At 35.1% G+C, this 23,307-nt stretch carries 21 protein-coding genes; 20 read left to right on the top strand and 1 reads right to left on the bottom strand.

Annotated features, from left to right (window positions below; genetic code table 11):
* Positions 1-129: 129 nt before the first annotated feature.
* Positions 130-780, bottom strand: coding sequence for a LytTR family DNA-binding domain-containing protein (locus MHI39_RS25490; RefSeq protein ID WP_058006935.1), 651 nt, complete (start codon positions 778-780; stop codon positions 130-132).
* A 143-nt stretch (positions 781-923) separates the two neighbouring features.
* On the opposite strand from MHI39_RS25490, the gene MHI39_RS25485 reads away from it, so the two are divergent.
* The 20 genes from MHI39_RS25485 to nagZ all read left to right on the top strand — a co-directional run bounded on the left by MHI39_RS25485 (position 924) and on the right by nagZ (position 23,219).
* Positions 924-1,442 (top strand): GNAT family N-acetyltransferase, encoded by a 519-nt coding sequence (locus MHI39_RS25485; protein ID WP_278891050.1) that lies wholly within the window; start codon positions 924-926, stop codon positions 1,440-1,442.
* Between the two features lie 43 nt (positions 1,443-1,485).
* On the top strand, positions 1,486-1,677 hold the full coding sequence (locus MHI39_RS25480; protein WP_058006937.1) for an SE1832 family protein: 192 nt from the start codon (positions 1,486-1,488) through the stop codon (positions 1,675-1,677).
* Between the two features lie 273 nt (positions 1,678-1,950).
* On the top strand, positions 1,951-3,063 hold the full coding sequence (locus tag MHI39_RS25475) for a PRK06851 family protein (RefSeq protein ID WP_058006938.1): 1,113 nt from the start codon (positions 1,951-1,953) through the stop codon (positions 3,061-3,063).
* A 92-nt stretch (positions 3,064-3,155) separates the two neighbouring features.
* Positions 3,156-4,504, top strand: a protein-coding gene (locus MHI39_RS25470; protein ID WP_259547056.1) for an IS3 family transposase whose coding sequence is annotated in 2 segments (ribosomal slippage) — positions 3,156-3,600 and positions 3,600-4,504 — 1,350 coding nt in all. Because the reading frame shifts where the segments join, the coding sequence is not laid out codon by codon here.
* A gap of 141 nt (positions 4,505-4,645) precedes the next feature.
* Positions 4,646-5,815, top strand: coding sequence for a MalY/PatB family protein (locus MHI39_RS25465; RefSeq protein WP_058005720.1), 1,170 nt, complete (start codon positions 4,646-4,648; stop codon positions 5,813-5,815).
* Positions 5,816-6,007: 192 nt separating this feature from the next.
* Positions 6,008-6,892, top strand: coding sequence for an N-acetylmuramic acid 6-phosphate etherase (gene murQ, locus MHI39_RS25460; protein ID WP_058005721.1), 885 nt, complete (start codon positions 6,008-6,010; stop codon positions 6,890-6,892).
* Positions 6,893-6,912: 20 nt separating this feature from the next.
* Positions 6,913-8,286: a PTS transporter subunit EIIC gene (locus MHI39_RS25455; protein WP_058005722.1), complete on the top strand. Its 1,374-nt coding sequence runs from the start codon at positions 6,913-6,915 to the stop codon at positions 8,284-8,286.
* A 183-nt stretch (positions 8,287-8,469) separates the two neighbouring features.
* Positions 8,470-9,546 (top strand): MupG family TIM beta-alpha barrel fold protein, encoded by a 1,077-nt coding sequence (locus MHI39_RS25450; RefSeq protein WP_310795848.1) that lies wholly within the window; start codon positions 8,470-8,472, stop codon positions 9,544-9,546.
* Between the two features lie 40 nt (positions 9,547-9,586).
* Complete coding sequence (locus MHI39_RS25445; protein ID WP_058005724.1) at positions 9,587-10,489, top strand: BadF/BadG/BcrA/BcrD ATPase family protein; 903 nt, start codon at positions 9,587-9,589, stop codon at positions 10,487-10,489.
* Between the two features lie 46 nt (positions 10,490-10,535).
* Positions 10,536-11,690, top strand: a complete 1,155-nt coding sequence (gene anmK / locus MHI39_RS25440; protein WP_058005725.1) for an anhydro-N-acetylmuramic acid kinase AnmK — start codon at positions 10,536-10,538, stop codon at positions 11,688-11,690.
* A gap of 133 nt (positions 11,691-11,823) precedes the next feature.
* Positions 11,824-13,368: a glycoside hydrolase family 10 protein gene (locus MHI39_RS25435; RefSeq protein WP_058005726.1), complete on the top strand. Its 1,545-nt coding sequence runs from the start codon at positions 11,824-11,826 to the stop codon at positions 13,366-13,368.
* Positions 13,369-13,780: 412 nt separating this feature from the next.
* Positions 13,781-15,046 carry an extracellular solute-binding protein gene (locus MHI39_RS25430; RefSeq protein ID WP_251346238.1) on the top strand — a complete coding sequence of 422 codons (1,266 nt, stop codon included), beginning with the start codon at positions 13,781-13,783 and terminating at the stop codon, positions 15,044-15,046.
* A gap of 76 nt (positions 15,047-15,122) precedes the next feature.
* On the top strand, positions 15,123-16,076 hold the full coding sequence (locus MHI39_RS25425) for a sugar ABC transporter permease (protein ID WP_079991321.1): 954 nt from the start codon (positions 15,123-15,125) through the stop codon (positions 16,074-16,076).
* Between the two features lie 13 nt (positions 16,077-16,089).
* Complete coding sequence (locus MHI39_RS25420) at positions 16,090-16,911, top strand: carbohydrate ABC transporter permease (protein ID WP_058005728.1); 822 nt, start codon at positions 16,090-16,092, stop codon at positions 16,909-16,911.
* Positions 16,908-17,672 (top strand): HAD family hydrolase, encoded by a 765-nt coding sequence (locus tag MHI39_RS25415; protein WP_058005729.1) that lies wholly within the window; start codon positions 16,908-16,910, stop codon positions 17,670-17,672. The genes MHI39_RS25420 and MHI39_RS25415 overlap by 4 nt, the downstream gene beginning before the upstream one ends.
* 231 nt (positions 17,673-17,903) lie before the next feature.
* Positions 17,904-18,863 (top strand): GNAT family N-acetyltransferase, encoded by a 960-nt coding sequence (locus MHI39_RS25410; RefSeq protein ID WP_058005730.1) that lies wholly within the window; start codon positions 17,904-17,906, stop codon positions 18,861-18,863.
* A 59-nt stretch (positions 18,864-18,922) separates the two neighbouring features.
* A complete protein-coding gene (gene murQ, locus MHI39_RS25405; protein WP_058005731.1) occupies positions 18,923-19,852 on the top strand; it encodes an N-acetylmuramic acid 6-phosphate etherase in 930 nt (309 codons plus the stop codon).
* Positions 19,842-20,879 carry a serine hydrolase domain-containing protein gene (locus MHI39_RS25400; protein ID WP_058005732.1) on the top strand — a complete coding sequence of 346 codons (1,038 nt, stop codon included), beginning with the start codon at positions 19,842-19,844 and terminating at the stop codon, positions 20,877-20,879. Before murQ (MHI39_RS25405) ends, MHI39_RS25400 begins: the two co-directional genes overlap by 11 nt.
* 18 nt (positions 20,880-20,897) lie before the next feature.
* The gene (locus tag MHI39_RS25395; protein WP_058005733.1) at positions 20,898-21,599 is read left to right on the top strand and encodes a PIG-L deacetylase family protein; all 702 of its coding nucleotides are present in this window, start codon (positions 20,898-20,900) and stop codon (positions 21,597-21,599) included.
* A gap of 15 nt (positions 21,600-21,614) precedes the next feature.
* A complete protein-coding gene (gene nagZ / locus MHI39_RS25390) occupies positions 21,615-23,219 on the top strand; it encodes a beta-N-acetylhexosaminidase (protein ID WP_259548441.1) in 1,605 nt (534 codons plus the stop codon).
* Positions 23,220-23,307 lie beyond the last annotated feature (88 nt).

The following is a 23,307-nucleotide window of genomic DNA, read 5'->3' as shown; positions in this document are numbered from 1 at the left end:
TTTTGCCCGTTAAGTAGTAAAAATATTCAAAGAAAGCTGTTTTTAATCGATCTGTGTTAAATATTCAATTTTGTTTCAAATCTAAGTGGTCATATTCCATAAAAAAACAACCAGCGAGAGTGCGGGTTGTTAGAAGCAAAGTATTTTTCTAAATTGACTAGCATAAGTCTGGCTTACAGGAATTTTAGATCCATCCTTCATAATTAATAAAAAGGTTGAGTGGGAGTCTGGATGTATTTCGGCAATAAAATTAATATTAATAATATAAGAACGATGACATCGAATAAAAATATCATCGGGTAAATAAAACTCTAATTCTGTTAAATTATATTTATGTGCACCAATTAATGTATCTGAATGTACATTTGTTTTTCTACTTTGGGCTTCTAAATACATAATTTGTGAAAATGGTACAGGCAACCAACGGTCATTTGTTTTTACAGTAAGAAAATTAGTTGAGAAGGTTGCTGGCTTTTTCGGAAGAATTGCGGTGATACATCCTTTCAAATGCCCTTCATCTATAATAGGGAAGGATATACCGAAGTAAGAGATTCCTAGCACATTCTTATCGATATAGTCAGATATTTTTTTTTGTACAGTTAATGCTTGGTATGTTGCTGTACCTTCTCTAATACGATCACCTGGTTTAATTTTTAAATCAATTTGTTTGCTCGGCTGATAATAAATATATTGCTTCTCATTCGTTATGGCAATCGAGGTATCCTTTGGTACTAAGTCTTGTATAACTTCCATAATTGATGAAATAGTATGCTGGTCCATGCTGATTTTCACCTTCCTATTCTCTTGTTAAAAGAGCTTAAAAGAAATAAATAATTGCCCACTAAATGGTAGAATAGTATAAATAACTCATCAAAGCTATAAGCAGAACTTATTATACCATACTAGTATAGGAGAGAAAATCTATGCAAATAAGAGTCGGTACAATTAATGATATTAAGGGGCTTGCCAAGGTACACTATGAAAGCTGGATTACAACTTATACAGGAATGTTTTCAGAAGAAACATTTAAAAAACGTACCTACGAAAGAGTACTTGAAAATTGGCGACCGAGATTAGAAAATTTAGATCCTAATTATCGATGCTTTTTAGCAGAAACGGACGAGGGTGAAATTTTTGCTTTTGCTGAATGCGGTAAAGAAAGAACCGGAGAATTCAATATTGATAGCGAGCTTTATACCATTTATATGTTAGAGCTTTTCCATCGAAAAGGTATTGGCAAGCTATTGTTTCAAAAGGTAATAGAATTTCTCAATGAACAAGGTTTTCATTCTTTATTAGTATGGGTGCTTAAAGATAATCATTCAGCAAGGAAGTTTTACGAGAAGCTTGGAGGGGTTCAAATAGCCGAACAATCGTTGGGAGATAGTGGTATATTAGAGGTTGCATATGCATGGTCGAATATTCAAGAATTGAATATCTAAATATTTTTAGGTACTCTAATAGTAGAAATTGAGGTGTCTATCAATGAATAGAAAAGAAATTGAATATAAAATTCAAGATTTAAAGGCGGATTATGTTCGCCTCCAGCATGATCTAGAAAAGCTAGAGTTTGTGAAAGGGAATTTATCGCCGCTTGAACTTCAATTAGAGGGTCTTGAGAAGGAGCTAAAACTCCTGAATGAACAATTAGCAAAGATGGAAGAGAACGATAAATAAGGACTGAAAACAGCTTGTAGAATGAGTGAATCTCAATGCAAGTTGTTTTTTTATTTGGCTTTTTTCACAAACATTATTGCTTTTTAGGCAATGTGCTAACTGAGTAATAACTTTGTTCTTTTGACTACAAGATAAAATTGATATTGCCATATTCACCCATCCTTATGCAGATGAATGAGGCGTTTTTGCTTTTCTTTTCACCTAATATCATCATTTGCATAGGCTAATGTGTAGAGAGATTGTTTTCATCCTACTGTAAGAGGAGTGTTTTACATGGCAGGGAAAGTATTAAATTACTTTGCTGGTGGTAATACAGGAAGAGGTTTCTATAATTTATTTGATTCGAATCTTAAGGGATTGGACCGCCTTTTCATTCTAAAAGGGGGACCTGGGACAGGAAAATCAAGCTTGATGAAAAAACTTGCAAGTGAATGGAGAAATAAGGGGTATGATATTGAAATCATTCATTGTTCATCAGATAATGATTCAATTGATGGAGTTATTATTCCTAAACTTAAATTTGGAATCGTTGACGGAACGGCTCCGCATATCGTTGAACCAAATGCACCAGGAGCAATCGAGGAATATGTTAATTTAGGGGTAGCATGGGACAGTGAAAGGCTACAGCAAAATAAAAATCGAATTATTGCTCTGCAAAATGAAGTAAGTCGAGCATTTCAGTTGGCATATGATACTTTTGCAAAAGGATTAGAAGAACATGATGACCTAGAAGAAATTTATTTCAAGGAAATGGATTTTAATAAGGCAAATGGATTAACGGATGAATTGATTCAGCAAATATTTGGCGAGCAGCATTTATCCAAGCAAGCGATCGTCTATCACCGTTTTTTAGGAGCGGCTACGCCAAAAGGGGCAGTAGACTTTATTCCGAATATCACAGAGGGATTAAACAGAAGATATTTTTTAAAAGGTCGAGCGGGAACAGGGAAATCTACTTTATTAAAGAAAGTAGCTGCTGTAGCAGAGGAAAGAGGATTTGACACGGAAATTTATCATTGCGGTTTTGATCCTAATAGTATTGATATGGTAGTTATTAGGGAATTAAGCTTTGCTATCTTCGATAGTACCGATCCGCATGAATACTTTCCAGATCGAAAAGGTGATAAGATAATTGATCTATACATGGCTGCTGTTACTCCTGGTACTGATGAGAAGTATAATATAGAGATAAAAGAAGTTCATAAAAGGTATAAGGATCAGATGAAAGAAGGAACGAAATGCTTAGCTAAAGCAAAGGCATTGCATGATGAGTTAGAAAAATTGTATGTAGAGGCGATGGATTTCTCAATTTTAGATAAATTTTATCAAATGATTAATCAAGAAATTATTCGATTAGAAAATAATTTATATAGTATGAATGAGTAAAAAAGGACACTATGCCATTAAAAAGAACTTTTCAAAAATGAACTGCCCCCCAATTGTTAGACACAACTAACAATTGGAGGTGCAGTTTTTTTATGACGAAATATTCACTGGAAATTAAATTAAATGCTATTCAAGACTACCTTAAAGGTGTGGAATCTTTCAAAGATACAGCAAAACGCCATAATGTCAGTACAACGATGTTAAAAAAATGGGTAGCGAAGTATCGACAACATGGATTGGAAGCTTTTCGGGAAACATATACAAATTATTCGGTTGAGTTTAAAATGGACGTAATTCATTATATAAATGAAATGGGAGCGTCCATTAATGAAACCACCACAGTCTTTAACATTCCTGACTCTGGCACTGTGTGGAATTGGAAACGTTTATTTGAAACACAAGGGATAGACGCTCTACAACCGAAAAAGAAGGGGCGTCCATCCATGAAAAAGGAATCAAAGAAAACTCAACCAGTAGAAGGATCACCAGAAGCACTACTCGCTGAAATTGAACGTTTACGTATGGAGAACGCCTATTTAAAAAAGTTGAATGCCTTAGTTCAAGAAAAGGAAAGATTACAGTACAAGACAAAGCGAAAGTAATTTATGAACTAAGGCAGGAATTTAAAGTGAAAGATTTAGTAAAAGTGGCTGAAATTCCTCGCAGTACGTATTATTACTGGGTAAACCAAATGAATAAACCAGATAAATATAAAGAAGTGAAAGAAGTGATCCAACAGATTTTTGATGAACACCAAGGTCGATATGGCTATCGTCGTATCACCTTAGAATTGCGTAATCGTGGTATAAAACTAAACCATAAAACGGTGCACCGCTTAATGAATGAGATGGGGTTAAAATGTCTTATCCGCATGAAAAAGTATCGTTCATACCGTGGAAAAGTAGGAAAAATCGCCCCAAATATTTTAGAACGTGATTTTCAAGCAACAAAGCCAAATGAGAAGTGGGTAACCGATGTAACGGAATTTCATTTACATGGGGAAAAGCTATATTTGTCACCAGTCCTTGACCTTTATAACGGAGAAATTATTGCATATAATGTTGAAAAACGCCCAGTTTACGCACTTGTTTCAAAGATGTTGGACAAGGCTTTTAAGAGATTAGAAGATTGCGATACCCCTATTCTTCACTCTGATCAGGGCTGGCATTATCAGATGAAGAAGTATCAACATGCATTAAAAGAACATAGAATTACACAAAGCATGTCTCGTAAAGGGAATTGTTTAGATAACGCGGTGATAGAGAATTTTTTCGGCTTATTAAAGAGTGAACTGCTTTATCTTAAAGAATTTAACAGTATGGCGCATTTCAAAGAAGAATTAGAGAAGTATATTCACTATTACAATCACAAACGAATTAAGGCAAAATTAAAAGGCATGAGTCCGATTCAATACCGTACTCATGCCAAGGAAGCTGCTTAAAATTCGTGTCTAACTTTTTGGGTTCAGATCAAAATGAAAGTTCTTTTTTGCATTTGTTTATTAAGCGCTTGCCTTTTCTTATTGTTTGCCCTAAGTTATATTAAAGCTATGTAGATGTATGAGTAATAGGGGGATTATAAAATGAATTGGAATGATTGTGTGGTAAGGACGGGTACACATTCGGTTAAATGGTCGAGTATACCTGATCCTAATGAAATTATCCCAATGTGTATAGCAGATATGGACTTTCAAGTAGCACCTGAAATTATGCAAGCGATGGTGAAAAAAGCTGCACATGGTATTTATGGTTATACAACTTTTTGTGATCGTTACTATCTTTCGATTATCCAGTGGTGGAAAAAAAGATTCGACCTGGATATAGATAAAGAGTGGATATCATTTAGCCCAGGGATTATCCCAGGAATTAATATCCTTCTTCAGATTTTAACAAAGCCAGGAGAACATGTGATTGTTCAAGAACCTGTATATTATCCTTTTTATAGTAGTATTGAAAATCATCAGTGTAAAATTGTACAAAATTCACTTGTTTATAAAAATGGTACATATGAAATGGATTTCGCTGATTTAGAGGAAAAAGCAAGCAATCCAAAAGCAAGTGTATTGATTTTATGTAGTCCTCACAATCCTGTTGGAAGAGTATGGACGATTGATGAATTGAATAGAGTTGCTGAAATATGTTTAAAACACAATGTGTGGATTATTTCGGATGAGATGCATGGAGATCTTGTGTATAAAGGAAATCAACATCATCCATTATTTGAAGTGAATCCAAAAATCAAGAATCAAAGTATTATATGTGCTGCACCAAGTAAAACCTTTAATGTAGCAGGATTACAAACATCGATTATCATGATTCCAAACAAGGACCTTCGAGAACAATATCAGCAAAAGCTTATTCAGTTCGGTTTAATGAGGCCGAATGTATTCGGGGTAGAAGGAACAATTGCTGCATATGAGTCTTGTGAATATTGGCTTGAGGAATTGCTTGTTTACTTGGAGGAAAATCTGCAATATGTCTTAAATTATTTTAAAACACAGATTCCTGAGATTATTCCTATCCAACCAGAAGCAACCCACCTTATCTGGCTTGACTGTAGCCAACTTGGTATGAAAGGAGAAGAATTATTTCAATATTTCTTAAATGAGGCAAAGATTAAATTTGATGAAGGATATAAATTCGGTCAAAATGGTGATTCCTTTGTACGGATGAATATTGCATGTCCACGAGAAAGATTGGAGAATGCAATGAAGAGAATTGAAGAGGCAGTAAAGAGTGTTAAGCATAAATAATAGTATTATTCTTACAGACTAAATCTAGTATATAACTTAGAAAAACTTGGTAGAAATACCGAGTTTTTTTATATTAAAATCTTTTATAAAATACGGTTTTAAAATATTAATTCAAATTTTAATAGATTATATTGACATTTTATTTCTAATATATAAAATGAAATTAAGAAATAAAATTTAAAGGATGGTACTATGCTTGAAAAACTGACTACAGAAAAACGCAATGACAACACGATGAATCTAGATGTCATGTCAATTCATGAAATTTTAGAAACGATGAATCGAGAAGACCAAACAGTGCCTCAAGCCATTGCTATGGAAATTCATAGTATTGAAAAAGCCGTTCACTACGTTATCCAATCATTTCAAGAAGGGGGACGATTAATTTATATAGGTGCAGGTACTAGTGGAAGACTAGGAGTTTTAGATGCTGTTGAATGTAAGCCAACATTCGGATCACCACCAGAAATGGTCCAAGGTTTTATTGCAGGTGGTGTGAAAGCGTTTACCGAAGCTGTTGAGGGCGCCGAGGATGATGAAGAACAAGGCGGGAAGGACCTAGCAAGTATCACTCTATCGAATAAAGATACTGTGATAGGTATTGCAGCAAGTGGGCGTACACCATATGTAATAGGTGCTCTAAAGTATGCGAGCGAAATAGGGGCTAAAACGGTGAGCGTAAGCTGTAATAAAGCTGCAGAAATAAGTAAATATGCAAGTGTTTTTATTGAGGTTGAGACAGGACCTGAAATATTAACTGGTTCAACACGATTAAAGGCTGGTACAGCTCAGAAGCTAATCTTAAATATGATTTCCACTGCATCAATGATCGGTATAGGCAAGGTCTATAAGAATTTAATGGTTGATGTTCAATCAACGAATCTAAAGCTTGTCGAACGGTCAAAACGGATTATTATGCAATCAACAGAAGTTGATTATGAAATCGCAAGTGAGTACTTCGAAAAGGCTAATCATAATGTCAAAGCAGCCATTGTAATGATTCTACTTCAATGCTCATATGAAGAAGCGTTGGTAAGTCTAAAAAAGGCGAATGGATTTATAAGAAAAGCACTATAAGCCCATTGGGGGGAGAAATGATGAAAAAAGAACAAGCAATAGCTGAAGGTATTCTAGAGCATATTGGTGGAAAGGAAAATATTAGACAACTTGCCCACTGTATGACACGTGTTAGACTAAAGTTAAAGGATCAAAACAAAGTGAATATCGACCAATTAAAAAAGGTCGATGGGGTTATGGGTGTAATTGATGATGAAACACTGCAGATTGTTGTTGGGCCTGGGACAGTAAATAAGGTTTCAGATGTTTTAAGTAATATGACAGGGTTAAAAGTCGGAGAGGCAGCAGAATCTGGTGATTTGTCCTTTGAAGAAAAAGCTCAGTTAAAAAAAGCAAACATGAAGAAAAAAAATAATACGCCTTTTAAAAACTTTCTAAGAAGTATAGGAAACATCTTCATTCCGCTTATTCCTGGTTTAGTTGCATCCGGTTTAATCAATGGAGCAGCGAATTTTGCAAAAAATGCTGGAGTAGACCCAGAATTGACTTGGATGAAGATCCTTCTTTTACTTGGTGGATGTATCTTTACTTATTTAGGTGTCTTGGTTGGATGGAATACAGCAAAGGAATTTGGTGGAACACCAGTACTTGGTGCGATTGCAGGGATGTTCTTATTTAATCCAGGCTTAGCTGATATTCATATTTTTGGAGACGCTCTCATTCCAGGGCGAGGTGGCCTATTCGGTGTTATTTTTGCTGCGTGGTTAATGGTTGTTGTAGAAAAGCAAGTAAGGAAAATTATGCCAAACTCAATTGATATTATCTTTACACCACTTATTACCATTTTGATTGTTGCTATTTTATCTTTATTTATTGTAATGCCGGTTGCAGGACTTTTATCTGATGGAATCACAAGTGGTATTAATGCAATCTTAGATTTCGGTGGTGTAGTTGCAGGAGCGTTATTAGCAGGATTTTTCCTACCACTCGTTATGGTTGGGTTACATCAAGGTCTCACACCTATACATGTTGAGTTAATGAATCAGCTTGGAAATACACCGCTTTTACCAATACTAGCAATGGCAGGTGCGGGTCAAGTTGGTGCAGCAATTGCTATATTTGTAAAAACGAAGAATAAAAGATTACGAAACATTATTAAAGGTGGACTTCCTGCTGGTTTCCTAGGAATTGGTGAGCCACTTTTATATGGGGTAACTGTTCCACTTGGAAGGCCATTTATTACTGCATGTTTAGGTGCAGCAGTTGGTGGAGCCTTTCAGGCAGTAGTTAAAACTGCAGCTACTAGTATTGGGGTTTCTGGTCTATCACTTACAATGCTCATTGCAGATAATAAATATTTATTATATTTAATAGGAATTATTATTGCTTACGCATTTGGCTTTTTATTCACTTATTTATTTGGATTTAAAGAGGAAATGGCGGAAGATATTTAATAATAAAAAGGGAGGACGATCCTCCCTTTTATTATTATAGGCTGTTCTTGTCTAGTTTGCTGCTTTTGTAATGGGTTCAGCGTCTTATGGAGATTCTCAGTCTTCAACTTTTTTATTTGTAAAAATTACCTAAAATAGCGAAAATGTTTGAGAATAGAGCCTAATGATAAGATTAACCGAGGAGTGATTGCTTTGCTAGGAATATCCGTATATTTATCAGAGCCAATTAGTGGACAAAGGGAGTATATTGAAAGGGTATCAAAAAGAGGATTTAAATCAATTTTTACATCACTACATATTCCAGAGGATAATCCAAATCTATTTAAAGATAGACTAATGGAACTTGGAACTATTGCACGAAATAATGATATGGAACTAATTGCTGACATCTCACCGAAGTCACTACAATATTTAGGTTATTCATGGGAAACTGCGGATCAACTATTATCATGGGGACTAACAGGTCTTCGTATTGATTATGGTGTAAGTGAAGATATGATTGCTAAGCTATCTCATAAATTAAAGATTGCTCTAAATGCTAGTACGTTAAATCAAAGCGCATTAGAAAAATTAAAGTCTTTTAGTTTAAATTTATCCTCAACGGAGGCTTGGCATAATTTTTATCCTCGACCTGAAACAGGTCTTGGGCGTGAGGATTTCCAAGTGAAAAATAAATGGTTAGCATCTGAAGGAATAAAAACGATGGCGTTTATTCCTGGAGATAGAAAACTCCGCGCCCCGCTATTTGAAGGACTACCAACATTAGAGGATCATAGAAAAGTATCTCCATTTACTGCTTATTGTGATTTACATTTTAAGGAAGGAGTTAATAAAATATTAGTAGGCGATGTACAGCTAAGCGATGAGACTCTTGAACAGTTCTATACCTTCATAAACGAAGACTGCTTTCTGTTAAGAGCAAGGGCGTTTACCAAGGACAAAGAACTTATTGCAATAATGGAGAATGCTCAAACCAATCGATTAGACTCAGCGAGGGATTGTATTCGTTCAATGGAATCTAGGGAATATGGATTAATTGGAAAAAGACCGGTTGAGCCTGAACATATGATTGAACGCAGGATGGGCTCAATTACGGTAGATAATAGCAATTATGGGCGCTATCAAGGGGAAATACAAATTACAAAAACGAATTTAGCTGCTAATGAAAAGGTAAATGTGATTGGCGAGGTAATCGATGAGGATAAAAACCTCCTTAAGTTTATTAGTGGTGGGGGCAAATTTAAAATAAAGTGGGTTTAAATCGATAAAATTCAAAGAGGATAACAATAGGGGGAAGCTGATGTCATATATTATTGGTATTGATGCAGGTGGGACAAAGACTAAAGCACTTATACTAACAGAAAATAAAGAGATAGTCTTTGAGGTGGATTCTGGATATGGAAATCCGAATATTGTTTTTGAAGCTGCTGTATCAAATATTTTAGATGTTCTGAATGCGTGTTTAGAGAGCCCTTATGGTCCGCAATGTAAACAAGTTGTTGCAGGAATTGCTGGTATTGAAGCTGGGGAGAATCGCCAAAAAATAAATCAATATCTTAAACAAACAACAGCTCTACCTATTATTCTTGTCAACGATGCTGTCCTCGCATACCATTCTATTTTTGAATTAAATGATGGCGTCCTTACAATTGCAGGTACAGGTTCTATTTCATATGGAAGGAATGGAGAAAAAGAGGAATATGCAGGTGGTTGGGGACATCTATTGGGGGATGAAGGAAGTTCGTATGATATCGCTATTCAAGCCTGTAAACAAATAATAGGAGAAAAGGAAACGGGAATAACATATTCTCCATTTTCTTTATCTATTTTAAATCATCTAGGCATGAGGGATGCAAATGAATTAAAGGGATTTATTTATCAAGCAACAAAAGGAGAAATTGCCTCTCTTTCATATATTGTTTATCTTCAAGCGAAAGAAGGAAGTCAAGAAGCAAAGGAAATATTTCGTAAAGCGGGTACGGAACTAGGTAACCAAACAATAAGGCTTATCAAAAAATTAGGTCTGGAAAATTCTGTGTCAATTGGATGCAAAGGTAGTTTGCTCGAAAAAAACATCTTTGTACAACAAGCTTTTCAACAAACAATATCAAAAGAGCTACCGTCTAGTATTTTTTTAGAATCGGATTGTATACCGGCCACTGGTGCGCTTGCTATTTCTGAAATATATAAATTGAATCGATGAAAGAAAAAGTGGGGTGGTCAAACTGGAAAAATTAATAGTTGGACTTATGTCTGGAACATCCATTGATGGTATTGATGCAGCAATTGTTCGGATAAATGAATGGGGATTAAGGACCAAAGCAGAACTTATTCATTTTATTAGTGTTCCTTTTTCAGAGGAGATACAGCAGGAAATTTTACAATGTATGAATGTAGAAGAGTCAAATATTGCAAGGATTACGAGTATGAACTTCAAGCTAGGAAAGCTTTTCGCAAATGCAGTTAAACAAGTTTGTAAAGAAGCAGATATCCCTTTGAATCAAATTCATGCTATTGGCTCACATGGGCAAACGGTCTTTCACATCCCACAAGAAACTGACAACATCGTTCAATCAACTCTACAAATTGGAGAACCTTCTGTTATCGCCTATGAAACAGGAATAACAGTTATTTCTAATTTTCGATCAATGGATATAGCAGCTGGGGGGGAGGGAGCGCCACTTGTACCTTATACTGACTACTTAATTTATCAAAATGATTCTAAAGGGAGAGCATTGCAAAATATTGGTGGTATAGGGAATGTCACAGTCCTGCCAAAAGGTGGGGAAATCAAGGATCTTTTTGCATTTGATACGGGTCCAGGAAATATGATTATTGATGAAGTATGTAAAAAAAGACTAGGTTTGGCATATGATTGTGATGGAAATTGGGCCGCAAAGGGAAGGGTTCATAAGGAGCTAGTTGCTACATGGCTGAGAAATCCTTATTTTCACAAACAGCCGCCTAAGTCAACAGGTAGGGAGCTTTTTGGGAATACTTATACGGAAAAAATCCTTAAGAATTATCCCCAGATGTCTGATCAGGATTTGATTGCTACAGTTACGTATTATACGGCTTATTCAATATATGATGCATACAAAAAGTTTGTCTTTCCAAAAGTCAAAATTGACGAAATAATTCTAGGTGGTGGCGGTAGCCATAATCGTACTTTAATAAATATGCTTAAAGGACTATTACCAGATTACAAAATTTATACACAAGAGGATCTAGGCTATTCCTCAGATGCTAAAGAAGCAATTGCCTTTGCCATCCTAGCAAATGAAACAATTCATCAGCAATGCTCTAATGTTCCTCAGGCAACGGGTTCGAATAAACAGGTGATCCTTGGTTCTATAACCTTATCACCTACAGGAGATAAAAACTTTATATATAAGGGAGACTAGCTAACTTAAATAAACTAATTATTCATACTACTGTGCTAAATTACCCGTTTGATTAAATCTATGAATCTTTTGTTCTATCATTCTCCAAATATTGCTATAATCTTCCTTAAATGGACATATAAATAATAGGAGGATGATGATGAAAAAAAGTGGATTTGCTTTAGTTGCAATAATATTGCTAGTTGCCTTATTTCCATCTAAAAGCATCGATGCAAAAGAGGTAATTTCACCAAAAAGAGAATTCAGGGCTGTGTGGATTGCCACTGTAAACAATATCGATTGGCCGTCCAAAAAAGGATTATCGATAAAAAAACAAAAAGAAGAATATATGAAATTACTAAATGATGTAAAGGGCATGGGCATGAATGCAGTGATTGTACAAATAAAACCAACTGCTGACGCCTTTTATCCTTCTAAGTATGGTCCTTGGTCTGAGTATCTTACTGGTACACAAGGGAAGAACCCTGGCTATAACCCATTAGAATTTATGATTCAAGAAGCACATAAACGGAATTTAGAATTTCATGCATGGTTTAATCCTTACCGAATTTCAATGAACCACAAGGATATAAAGAAACTTTCTAAAGATCATCCAGCAAGAAAGCATCCTGACTGGGTTTTAAGCTATGGAAAACAATTATACTATGATCCGGGTATACCTGAAGTTCAGGATTTCATCGTCGATGGCATTATGGAAGTTGTCAAAAATTATGATATTGATGGTGTCCATATGGATGATTATTTTTATCCTTATAAAATAGCTGGTGTAGAATTTCCAGACAACCGCAGCTATAAAAGCTATGGTTCAAAGCAATTTACTAATAAAGGTGACTGGAGAAGAGACAATGTAAATAAATTAGTTGCAAAAATTAACACTTCTATTAAAAATGAAAAATCATATGTGAAATTTGGAATCAGTCCATTTGGTGTATGGAGAAATATAGCAGATGACCCGTCAGGATCTAATACAAAAGCTGGACAAACGAATTATGATGATTTATATGCGGATACAAGGCAATGGATTCAAAATGGAAGTCTGGATTATATTAATCCACAAATTTATTGGAGCATTGGGTATAAACCTGCTTCATTTGATGTGTTAAGTGCCTGGTGGAGAAAAGAAATTGCCGGAAAACCAATCCATTTATACATTGGTCAGGCTGCCTATAAGATAAATAATAATTCAGATCCTGCTTGGTCCAATTCGCAGGAATACTCAAAACAAATTAACTTGATGAGGAACTATAATGATATACATGGTAGCGTTCATTTTAGTTTAAAGAATTTAATTCGAAATCCACTTGGTATCAAAAATCGCCTAATGAATGATCTATATAAATCTCCAGCACTCATTCCAACGATGCCATGGTTGGACGATACTGCTCCAAAAATGCCAAAGCTTCGGAATGGAGTTCATCAACGAAGTGGTGTTCAACTGACTGTAGAAGATCAAAAGGAAAATGATACTGCCTATTATGCTGTATATCGATTTGATGGGAAACAAAAAGGAAGTATAAATAGTTCTAAATATTTGCTAATGACAGTTCGAAAAACATCCGAAAACCAAGTAATCTTGGATAAAACGGCTAAGCTTAATAAAACTTATACTTATGTTGTTACCGCACTAGACCGTTTGCATAATGAAAGTGTGGAAAGCAATACAATCACTGTAAAATAATTTCGGACAGTGAATAAAGGCAGTATGAACCTCACTTCATACTGCCTACTCTTTTTTATCAGAAGAAAATTACCTTGTGACTGAAATATTATTTTATTTTTATAATAAAAATATCGAAACATTAATATTATATATTAGCACTTTAAGAGTTAAAAAAATTAAACATCACACCTAACATTCTTCTAATCATTTATCTCCTTTCGTAGATCACAAGCTAACAAGAATAAGTGCTTATCATCTTCAATCATTCCTTAGAAAACATTTTCGATGAATTTACTAATGATAAAAGGAGGGTTATCTAACGCCATATATATGTAGTGGACTAATCTCATTCTATTTATTCCTCAATATTAAAATTGCCGACAATGTATTGTAAAGATTTGAAGCTGGATTATGAAAGGAGACAAAATAGATGAAAAGATGCTTAATATATTTTATTACCATTTTATTTGTATCAAGTATTTTTCTTGCAGGCTGTTCCTCTTCGTCATCTGATAGTGAAAAGAAAGTAAATAAGGTTGAATTAACCATTTATAGCTGGAGGCCTGAAGATAAGGCGGCATATGAAAAGTTTATTGATGAATTTGAAAAGGAAAATAGAGGGGTTGAGGTGAAATTTAAACCCTTTAAGTCTACCGAATATGGAACGATTTTAACGAATGCTTTATCCTCTGGAAAAGGTCCAGATATTATTCAGTTAAGACCTTATCAAGGGGCTACGACAATTGCGGATTCAGGATATTTATTACCCTTAGATAATGTGAAAGGGCTTACGGATATACCTAAGGAATACCTAGACGCAGCTAAAGGAAGTGACGGAAAAGTATATGGTGTACCATTGACACTAAATTCTGCAGTTATTTTTTATAATACACAGTTATTTAAAGAAAATGGGCTAGAGCCTCCAAAAACATGGGACCAACTACTTCAAGTTTCGAAGGAATTTCAAAGTAAAGATATCGTACCAATTGCCCAGTCAGGTAAAGCTAGTTATCTTCTTTCATTGACCCATAGTGTAATTGGTGCAACAACTTATGATGGTAATCAATTTGTAGAAGAGTTTCTAACAGGCGAAGTAAATTTACATGATCCTAGATTTGTAGAATCTATTAAGCGGATGAAGGAACTTGAACCATTCTTCCCTAAAGATTTTGTCGCGATTGAAGATAAAGATGCACAGGCTTTGTTCTATACAGGGAAGGCTGCAATGTATATCAATGGTGACTACCGGTTAGAGTCTTTTGAACAAAATAATCCAGATTTACCAATAGACATTTTACCATCTGTAGCTAATACAGAAGGTGGTGATACCCCATCAGTTACATGGGTAGATGGATCTTATGGTGTGGTTAAGGCTTCAAAACACCAAAAAGAGGCCCTGAAGTTTATGGAATTTTTAGCATCTAAAAAATTCGGGCAAATGTTTAGTGATGAGCTTAATCGGATGAGTGCGATTCCTGGAGTTACTCCTAAACACCCTCTAGTTAAAAAATTGACTGAGATGAGTGAAAAAAGTAATACACCTTACTTTATGCTTGTGCATTTAGGTGATGGTAGTCCGACAACTAAAACGACTTTTGAAAATGCCCTGCAGGGAATGTATATTGATAAGTTAACCGCTGATGACGTGATTGAAGAGACACAAAAGTCATTGGATAAGTGGTTTAAAAAGCAATAAACACCTTTATTTATATTCAGTTAGGCTGGAATTTTAAGCTTAACTGAATATGGTCCTTAACAAGGGGGGAGAAGTCATGAATGAACAGAAAAAAGATGTGAAATATATGCCCGCAATAAGAAAAGCAAGAAATCCTAGAAAACATCTTGTTCACTTATTTTTAATGCCGGCCCTATTTTTTTATATCGTATTTCAAATATATCCAATCTTGTCTGCCTTCCTAAATAGTTTTTTCTCCTTTAAAGGAATGCATAAGGATTCATTTATAGGGTTAGAAAATTTTGTTCGCCTTTTTACTGAATCCCCTTTTAAAGAAACATTTAATAATGCTTTTTGGCATAATATCATTTTTTTTATTGGGACCGTTTTAACGAAATTAATTGTTGCATTTATATTAGCGTTAATCATTAATAGTAAAATAAAAGGCAAGGAGTTTTTTAAAACCGTATTATTTGTACCAAAACTTTTATCAGTCATTGTAGTAGGCTTTCTATTTAGCTTAATCCTTAATCCGACATATGGTGCACTTAATACATTCTTAAAAATAATAGGTCTAGAGAGTTTAGCACAACCTTGGTTAGGGGATCCCGACACGGCATTATATACAATTATTTTAGTGAATAGTTGGTATGGTTTAGGCTTTGCCATCTTAATATTCCTTGCGGGTCTTCAAGCGATTCCTGAGGATATTTTTGAGGCAGCGAAAATGGATGGTGCAAAAGGTCTAACCATGATACTGAAGATTACGATACCAATGATCATGCCAGCCATTATGATTGAAACAATACTTACCTTTATCGGTTCATTTGAGACATTCGAATTAATTTTTGCCATGCAAGGCTCATCAGGCGGCCCTTATTATTCAACAGATGTATTAGCTACCTATTTCTACCGTTTAGCATTCGGAACTGTTGATGGTGGTGAAGCCATTGGTTTAGGATCAGCTTTAGCAGTTGTTTTATTTCTTATTATTGCAGCAGCAACTGCCATCATATTATTTTTCTTCAAAAAGAGGGAATTTGAACAATAAGGGAGGAAAATTGATGATAAAAAGATTTCCACAAACGATTAAGTATACAATTTTATTAATCTTTTCCTTTTTAGCTTTGTATCCAGTTTTCTTGATGATTGTATCTTCCTTTAAATCAAACTTAGAAATATTAACTTCACCGCTAGGGTTACCTAAATCTTTTTCTCTTGAAAATTACTTAACTGTTTGGAATAAAGTGAACTTTAGCGGTTATTTATGGAATAGCATCTATGTTAGTGCACTTTCCATTTTTCTCATCCTTTTTGTATCCTCTTTAGCAGCATATTATTTATCAAGATATGCTTATAAATGGAATACTTACATTCTATTTTTCTTTATGCTTGGTCTAATGCTTCCTATGAAATTGGCTATTCTTCCTCTTTATATGATTATGATGAAATTAAATTTACTGGATTCTCTTTCTTCACTTGTAATTATATATGTTGCTGGTGGGATTCCCTTTGCAGTTTTTGTGTTTTACGGATTTTTTCGTTCGCTACCAAAAGATTTAGACCAGTCGGCACGTCTTGACGGTTGTAATGAATTTCAGGTGTATTACAAGATTATCTTACCGTTAATGAAGCCCCCTTTAGCCATCGTTGGGATTGTTAATTTAATTAGTGTTTGGAATGATTTTTTTTACCCACTAATTTTTATTCATGATGATGATAAAAGTACAATTCCACTAGGAATGTTAACGTTATTTGGTGAATATGATACGGATTGGAACTTACTGTTTTCAGGGCTATCCATATCATCTTTACCCATGATCATAGCTTTTTTGTTTGCTTCTAAACAATTTATTGAAGGACTTACATCGGGGGCGATGAAATGAAAAAATGGCTAACATTTGATTTGGATGGGACAATTATGCAAAATCCATTCGTAAAGTATGTTTTTCCAGAGGTACAGAGGAATATTATAGATAAATGCAGCTATGAATATAATGTTATTCAAGAGCTTTTTAATGAACATTATTTAAGAGTGAAAAATAAAAGAACCGTAGAAGCTTACGACTGGGATGACATCGTTGAACAACATATTAGAAAACAGCAATTAGAGTTACGCATCAATATAGAAGAATTGGTGGAAAAACATTCAACATTTCCAAAAGTTTATCTCTTAGAGGATGAGTCTTTATCTGTTCTTGAATATTTAAAAGAAAGAGGGTACTCATTGGCAGCTGTAACAAATGGCTTTTATAAATATCAATATCCTGTAATGAGGGAATTAGGACTGACTCGCTATTTTGAAAGAATTATTACACCTGATCAAGTAGGGTATGGTAAGCCAGATCATAGAATTCTTCAATCACTTACTAAGGATGGAGAAATCATAGCACATATAGGTGACAGACTGGATGATGATGTTCAATTAGCAAATGCATTTGGGATTTATTCAGTTTTTATTTATCGTCAGCTACCATATCACTTACTTATAATTAAGGCTGACCAAAGAAGTAAGGATGTAGAAATAAAAAAAATCTTAGAATCGAAATGGAAAAGGGAAACACAACATCAATTAAATTCGCTAACTGAATCTCCTATTCCGGATATTATCGTATCTTCACTAAATGAATTAAAAGATATATGGTAACTTTCATTAGTCAGTAAAAATAAAAAAGTGTAATTTTATTTTAAAAATAGTTGAAAAATAATGAATATTAATTATAATTACTTATATCAGGATTTATAAATTCTTTAAATAAATGACAGCGCTACCATTATTTAGAGAATTTTATTTTTGATGTTTCTGAAATAATATTACATGTATTGTGACTGTTTTTTATTATTTTTTTTTACGTACGAAAGAAAAGGGGTGAAAAACTTGCGCTTAACCAATTGGGATGAGGGGAAACTAAAGGAATTAGTAAATTTATGGAATGAAGAACTCGGTAAGCATTATCCAATGAGGGAAGAGTTATTTAAGCAAAATAGCTTTGATGATAAAAATATTTATTTATCAGGTTCTGCAATCGCTCTTGATAATGATAATAAAATTATAGGATTTGTAGTATCTAAGAAATGGAATGAGGATAATTGCCCTGTTCAATTAAGTAATAGGGTTGGATGGATTCAAATTCTCTTAGTTGCAACAGATCATCGAAATCAGGGGATCGGCCAAAAGTTACTAGAACACGCAGAAAATGCATTAGCAGTAGCCGGTGTTCAGGAAATATTATTAGGTAGGGACCCATGGCATTATTTCCCTGGAATTCCCTCTGAATGTAAAGCGACTAACCCATGGTTTGAAAAACAAGGATATATAAATAATGGCTATGATTATGATTTAATCTCCCACTATAGTAAAGAATTAACTTCACCAATGCCCATTAAGGATAAAGTAGATTTTACTTTACTTAAAGAAACGGAAAAGGATGAACTATTAAGCTTCTTACATCGCTGTTTTCCGGGTAGGTGGGAATATGAGGCCCTCCACTATTTTAATAAAGGTGGAACAGGACGTGAATTTGTAGTCTTGAAAAAGAATAATAGAATCATAGGTTTTTGCCGAGTAAATGACCCCGAATCACCATTTATTGCTCAAAATGTGTACTGGTCACCTCTATTGAATCGAGCATTAGGTGGAATTGGCCCTCTAGGTGTAGATTCTTCGGAAAGAAAGAAAGGTTATGGTATAGCCATCGTGGAAGCTGGAATTGCCGTCCTTCGATCACGTGGGATTAATGATATTGTCATAGATTGGACGGGGTTGGTAGATTTCTATGGGAAACTAGGTTATACCAAATGGAAAAGCTATGCTAAATATAGTAAAAGTTTAGACTAAACCTATTAATAAGTATTCTTATCTTGAGTATTACGTAATGCTTGGAAAGGCGTGTGGAAATGAAAGTAAATCTTTCAACATTAATGACAGAACAAACAAATAATCGATCAAATAATATTGATCAACTTTCGACATTAGAAATTATCGAGCTGATGAATGATGAGGACTACACTGTTGCTGCTTCAGTAAAAAAGGTCCTTCCATTAATATCAGTAGGAATTGAGTTGATCTATACGGCTCTATCAAATGGAGGAAGATTATTTTATATTGGTGCCGGAACGAGCGGAAGAATAGGTGTCCTTGATGCTTCGGAATGTCCACCAACATTTTGCACTCCTCCTGAATTGATACAGGGAATTATAGCAGGCGGCAACACAGCCATGTTTACCGCTGTAGAAGGGGCAGAAGACAATAGAGAGAATGGAGCAAAAGACTTACAAGATAGACAACTAAAAGAAATGGATATAGTAGTCGGAATAGCCGCCAGTGGTCGAACTCCCTATGTTATTGGCGCACTAGAATATGCCAGAAGTATAGGCGCAAAAACCATTGCACTTTCATGTAATGAACAAGCTGAAATTAGTCATTATGCTGATTTGGGTATTGAAGTAATCGTTGGCCCGGAAATATTAACAGGCTCGACTCGCCTAAAATCTGCTACTGCACAAAAAATGGTGTTAAATATGTTTACTACAGCTACGATGATAAAACTTGGCAAAGTATACGGTAATTTGATGGTTGATTTGAATCCAAGTAACATCAAACTCATCGAAAGAGCTAGAAATATTGTGAAAAACATTACAGGAGTTAGCTATACAGAAGCAGCAAACATATTAAATAAGACCGATCAAAAAGTAAAGCCAGCAATCGTTATGCTTCTCGGTGGAGTTTCCTTTGAAAAAGCCAAACATTTACTGGGTGTTACAAATGGATTTGTTCATGAGGCAATTGAAAAGGCGAAAGGAGGCACAGTAACCTGTGAAAAATAAGGTGATTCAATTCCTCCAGCATGAGATTCTTTTAGGGAATATTCCAGGTGCTGTTATTCAGATTACCCACCAAGGTCAAACGCTTCTACAAGAATCGATAGGAAATCGTGTTGTATATCCAGAGAAAAAGCCTATGCATAATGATACAGTATTTGACCTTGCTTCCTTGACAAAGGTAGTCGCTACATTACCAGCTATATTGAAATTAATAGAAACAGGTACAATCAGACTTGACGACTCAGTTCATTTCTATCTTCCAAATTTCCACATCAAAGAAATCACTTTAAGGCATTTATTAACCCATACATCAGGACTTCCAGCACATCGACCGTTTTACAAAGAAAAGTTAAATAAAGATCAGATAATCGAGAAAATATGTCGAGAACCTTTGACATCAAAAGTTGGTGAAAAGGTAGTATATAGCGATCTTGGACTCATTCTACTATATAAAATAATTGAAATTGTCACAAAAGAAAAATTTGAAGACTTTATTCAAAGGGAAATTTTCAATCCGCTTGAAATGAAAGATACAGGATTTAACCCAAAGCATAATCGTGAGCAATATGCTGAAACAGAGTTTAATGAAACAATTGGTGATTATAAGGCGGGCATTGTTCATGATGAAAACGCAGAAAGTATGGGAGGAATAAGCGGTCATGCCGGTTTATTCTCTACAATTAAAGATTTACGAAATTATGCATTGATGATTGAAAACGAAGGATTGTATAAAGGCAAGCGAATTTTATCAAGTTCAGTTCTTTCATTAGCAAAGCAAAATTTCACTCCATTTGATAAGGAATATAGAGGATTAGGTTGGATGCTAAAGAGTGACACATATTCCTCATGTGGAGATTTGTTTTCCAATAACTCTTATGGACACACGGGTTTTACAGGAACTAGTATTTGGTTTGATCCAGAAATAAAGCTCCATGTCATCTTATTAACCAATCGTGTTCATTTAGGGAGAAAGGATGGCATTATCCGTTTACGTCCTCGCTTACATAATTTGATTCGTTCTTACTTTTAACAATTTGGAGGTATCATTATGCATTTAGTGGTTTTAGGTGCTCATTGTGGTGATGCGGAAATACAGGCTGGAGCGATTGCACATAAATATGCGAAGGCCGGGCATGAGGTAACCTTTGTTCATTTAACTGCAGGTGAAAAAGGAAATCCAGTAAACATTTCAGTAGAAGACTATAGAATACAAAAAATAGAAGAGGCCGAAAAAGTCGCTAAAATTCTAGGGGGCAAAAGTATAACTCTAGATTATAAAGATGCAGAATTGACCTGTGATGATGCAACTATTACAAAGGTAGCAACTTTAATGCGAAAGCTTAAACCTAATGTGGTGATTACCCATTGGGTGAATAGTATCCACCCAGACCATGCACTATGTCCCAAAATTGTTCAAGCTGCTCAACTTAAGGCTGGTCTCCCTGGATTTGACTTAGACGGACTGCCACCCCATTATTACGGCTTTTACCATAGTGAAAACTGGGAGGATATGGAGGGATATGAACCAGATGTTTTCATTGATGTATCGGAGGAGTTTGATACATATTTAGAAGCATTGTCCAATTATTGGTTCATTATGAATTCAAAGTCCTTTCGTTATTATGATTACTATAAAGCACTAGGCACGGTGAGAGGATGTGTGAATCGAACCCAATATGCACAAACTCTGAAGTTTCCTGTTGGAGCGAATGTTAGAAAGGGGTCTATTATTCCGGGCTTTGAACTATAGATTGGAGGGAATGGTTTGGACTTAAAGAAAAAAGTAGGTCAATTAATGGTATTTGGTTTTAATGGAAAAGAAGCTACACCTGAAATTAAACAATTAATCCGAGATTATCATTTAGGTGCCATTATTTTATTTGGAAGAAATATTGGAACACCTGAAGAGGTTCTTCATTTAACTACGGAATTGCAGAGGGAGGCTAAGGAAGCAGGTCATAAACATCCATTATTAATATGTACAGATCAGGAAAATGGTGCCGTTCGCAGACTAGGCGAAGGTACTACTGTATTTCCAGGTGCCATGTTATTAGGAGCAACTAATAACCCAGACAACGCTTTTAAAGTTGGTAATGCTACGGGGAAAGAACTTAAAGCCTTGGGCATCAATTGGAATTTGTCTCCCGTTTTGGATGTTAATAATAATGCTGAAAATCCTGTTATTGGTGTACGATCTTTTGGAGAGACACCATCAAATGTTTCATTATTAGGTCAACAACTTATGAAAGGCATGCAGGATGCTGGAGTTATCACGACGTTAAAACATTTTCCTGGACATGGTGATACGAGTGTAGATTCTCATTTAGATCTGCCAACGATAGAACATGATTTAGAAAGATTAGAAGTTACCGAGTTACTTCCTTTTAAAGAGTGCATTAATAATGGAGCAGATACTGTTATGACTGCGCATATTTGTTTCCCTGCGATAGAAAGCCAAGCAGGTCTTCCGGCAACATTATCTAAAAAGGTTATCAGTGGTCTACTACGGGAGAAACTACATTTCGACGGGGTAGTAACAACGGATTGCATGGAGATGAAAGCTGTATCGGAAACATTCGGAACACCAAAGGGTGCAGTAGAGGCTATTAAGGCAGGGGTCGACTTAGTCATGATTTCACATAACTATACTCCTCAAATAAGGTCCCTTGAGGCAGTTATTGAAGCAGTAGAGTCAGGGGAAATTGAAAATAGTGTTATTGAGTCTGCTCTAAGTCGGATCACTAAGCTGAAAGAAACATACTTAAATTGGGATGATATACCTCTTAATGAAAAAGGAAAAGTACCAGAATTAGTGGGGGGTAAGGAACATTTAGAAATGGTCAATGAGGTCTATCGCCAAGGGGTAACAGTAGTCAAGAATGATGGTGGGATTTTACCGTTATTAAATGACAAAGCAAATAGGGTATTAATGGTTTATCCTGAAAACATATCTACAATGGTGGTTGAAGATAAAAGATACTCTACCTTTTCTTTAGGTGAATCGATTAAAGAGATCCACCCATCTGCAGAGGTGGTTAAACTATCGAACCCGCCAACAGATGATGAAATACAAGAAATCTCAAAAAAAGCCAAACAATTCGATACCGTAATCATTGCGACATTATCAGCGCAGAAAGGTAGTAATCAAATAAAGTTAGTCGAAAAAGTTTTCGAGGTTAATAAAAGAGTGATAGTTGTAGCAACGAGAAGTCCTTATGATTTATCGAATCTTCCTGATATTCCTGGGTATATTTGTACTTATGAATTTACAACGCCTGCATTAAGAACAGCAGCAGAAGCGATATATGGTGAGAAGCAGGTAGAAGGTAAATTGCCTATTACACTACCAAACATTATTGCTCAAATGTAAAAAATTATTTTTCTACTAAGGAGGTGAGGGGGAAGGGAACGGTCACATATCATTTTAGACATTTATTATCACAGTTATGAATGATAGG

Source organism: Heyndrickxia sp. FSL K6-6286, assembly GCF_038630395.1.
In the GTDB taxonomy this organism is placed as follows: domain Bacteria; phylum Bacillota; class Bacilli; order Bacillales; family Bacillaceae_C; genus Heyndrickxia; species Heyndrickxia oleronia.
This window is presented reverse-complemented; position numbering and strand designations above follow the sequence as displayed.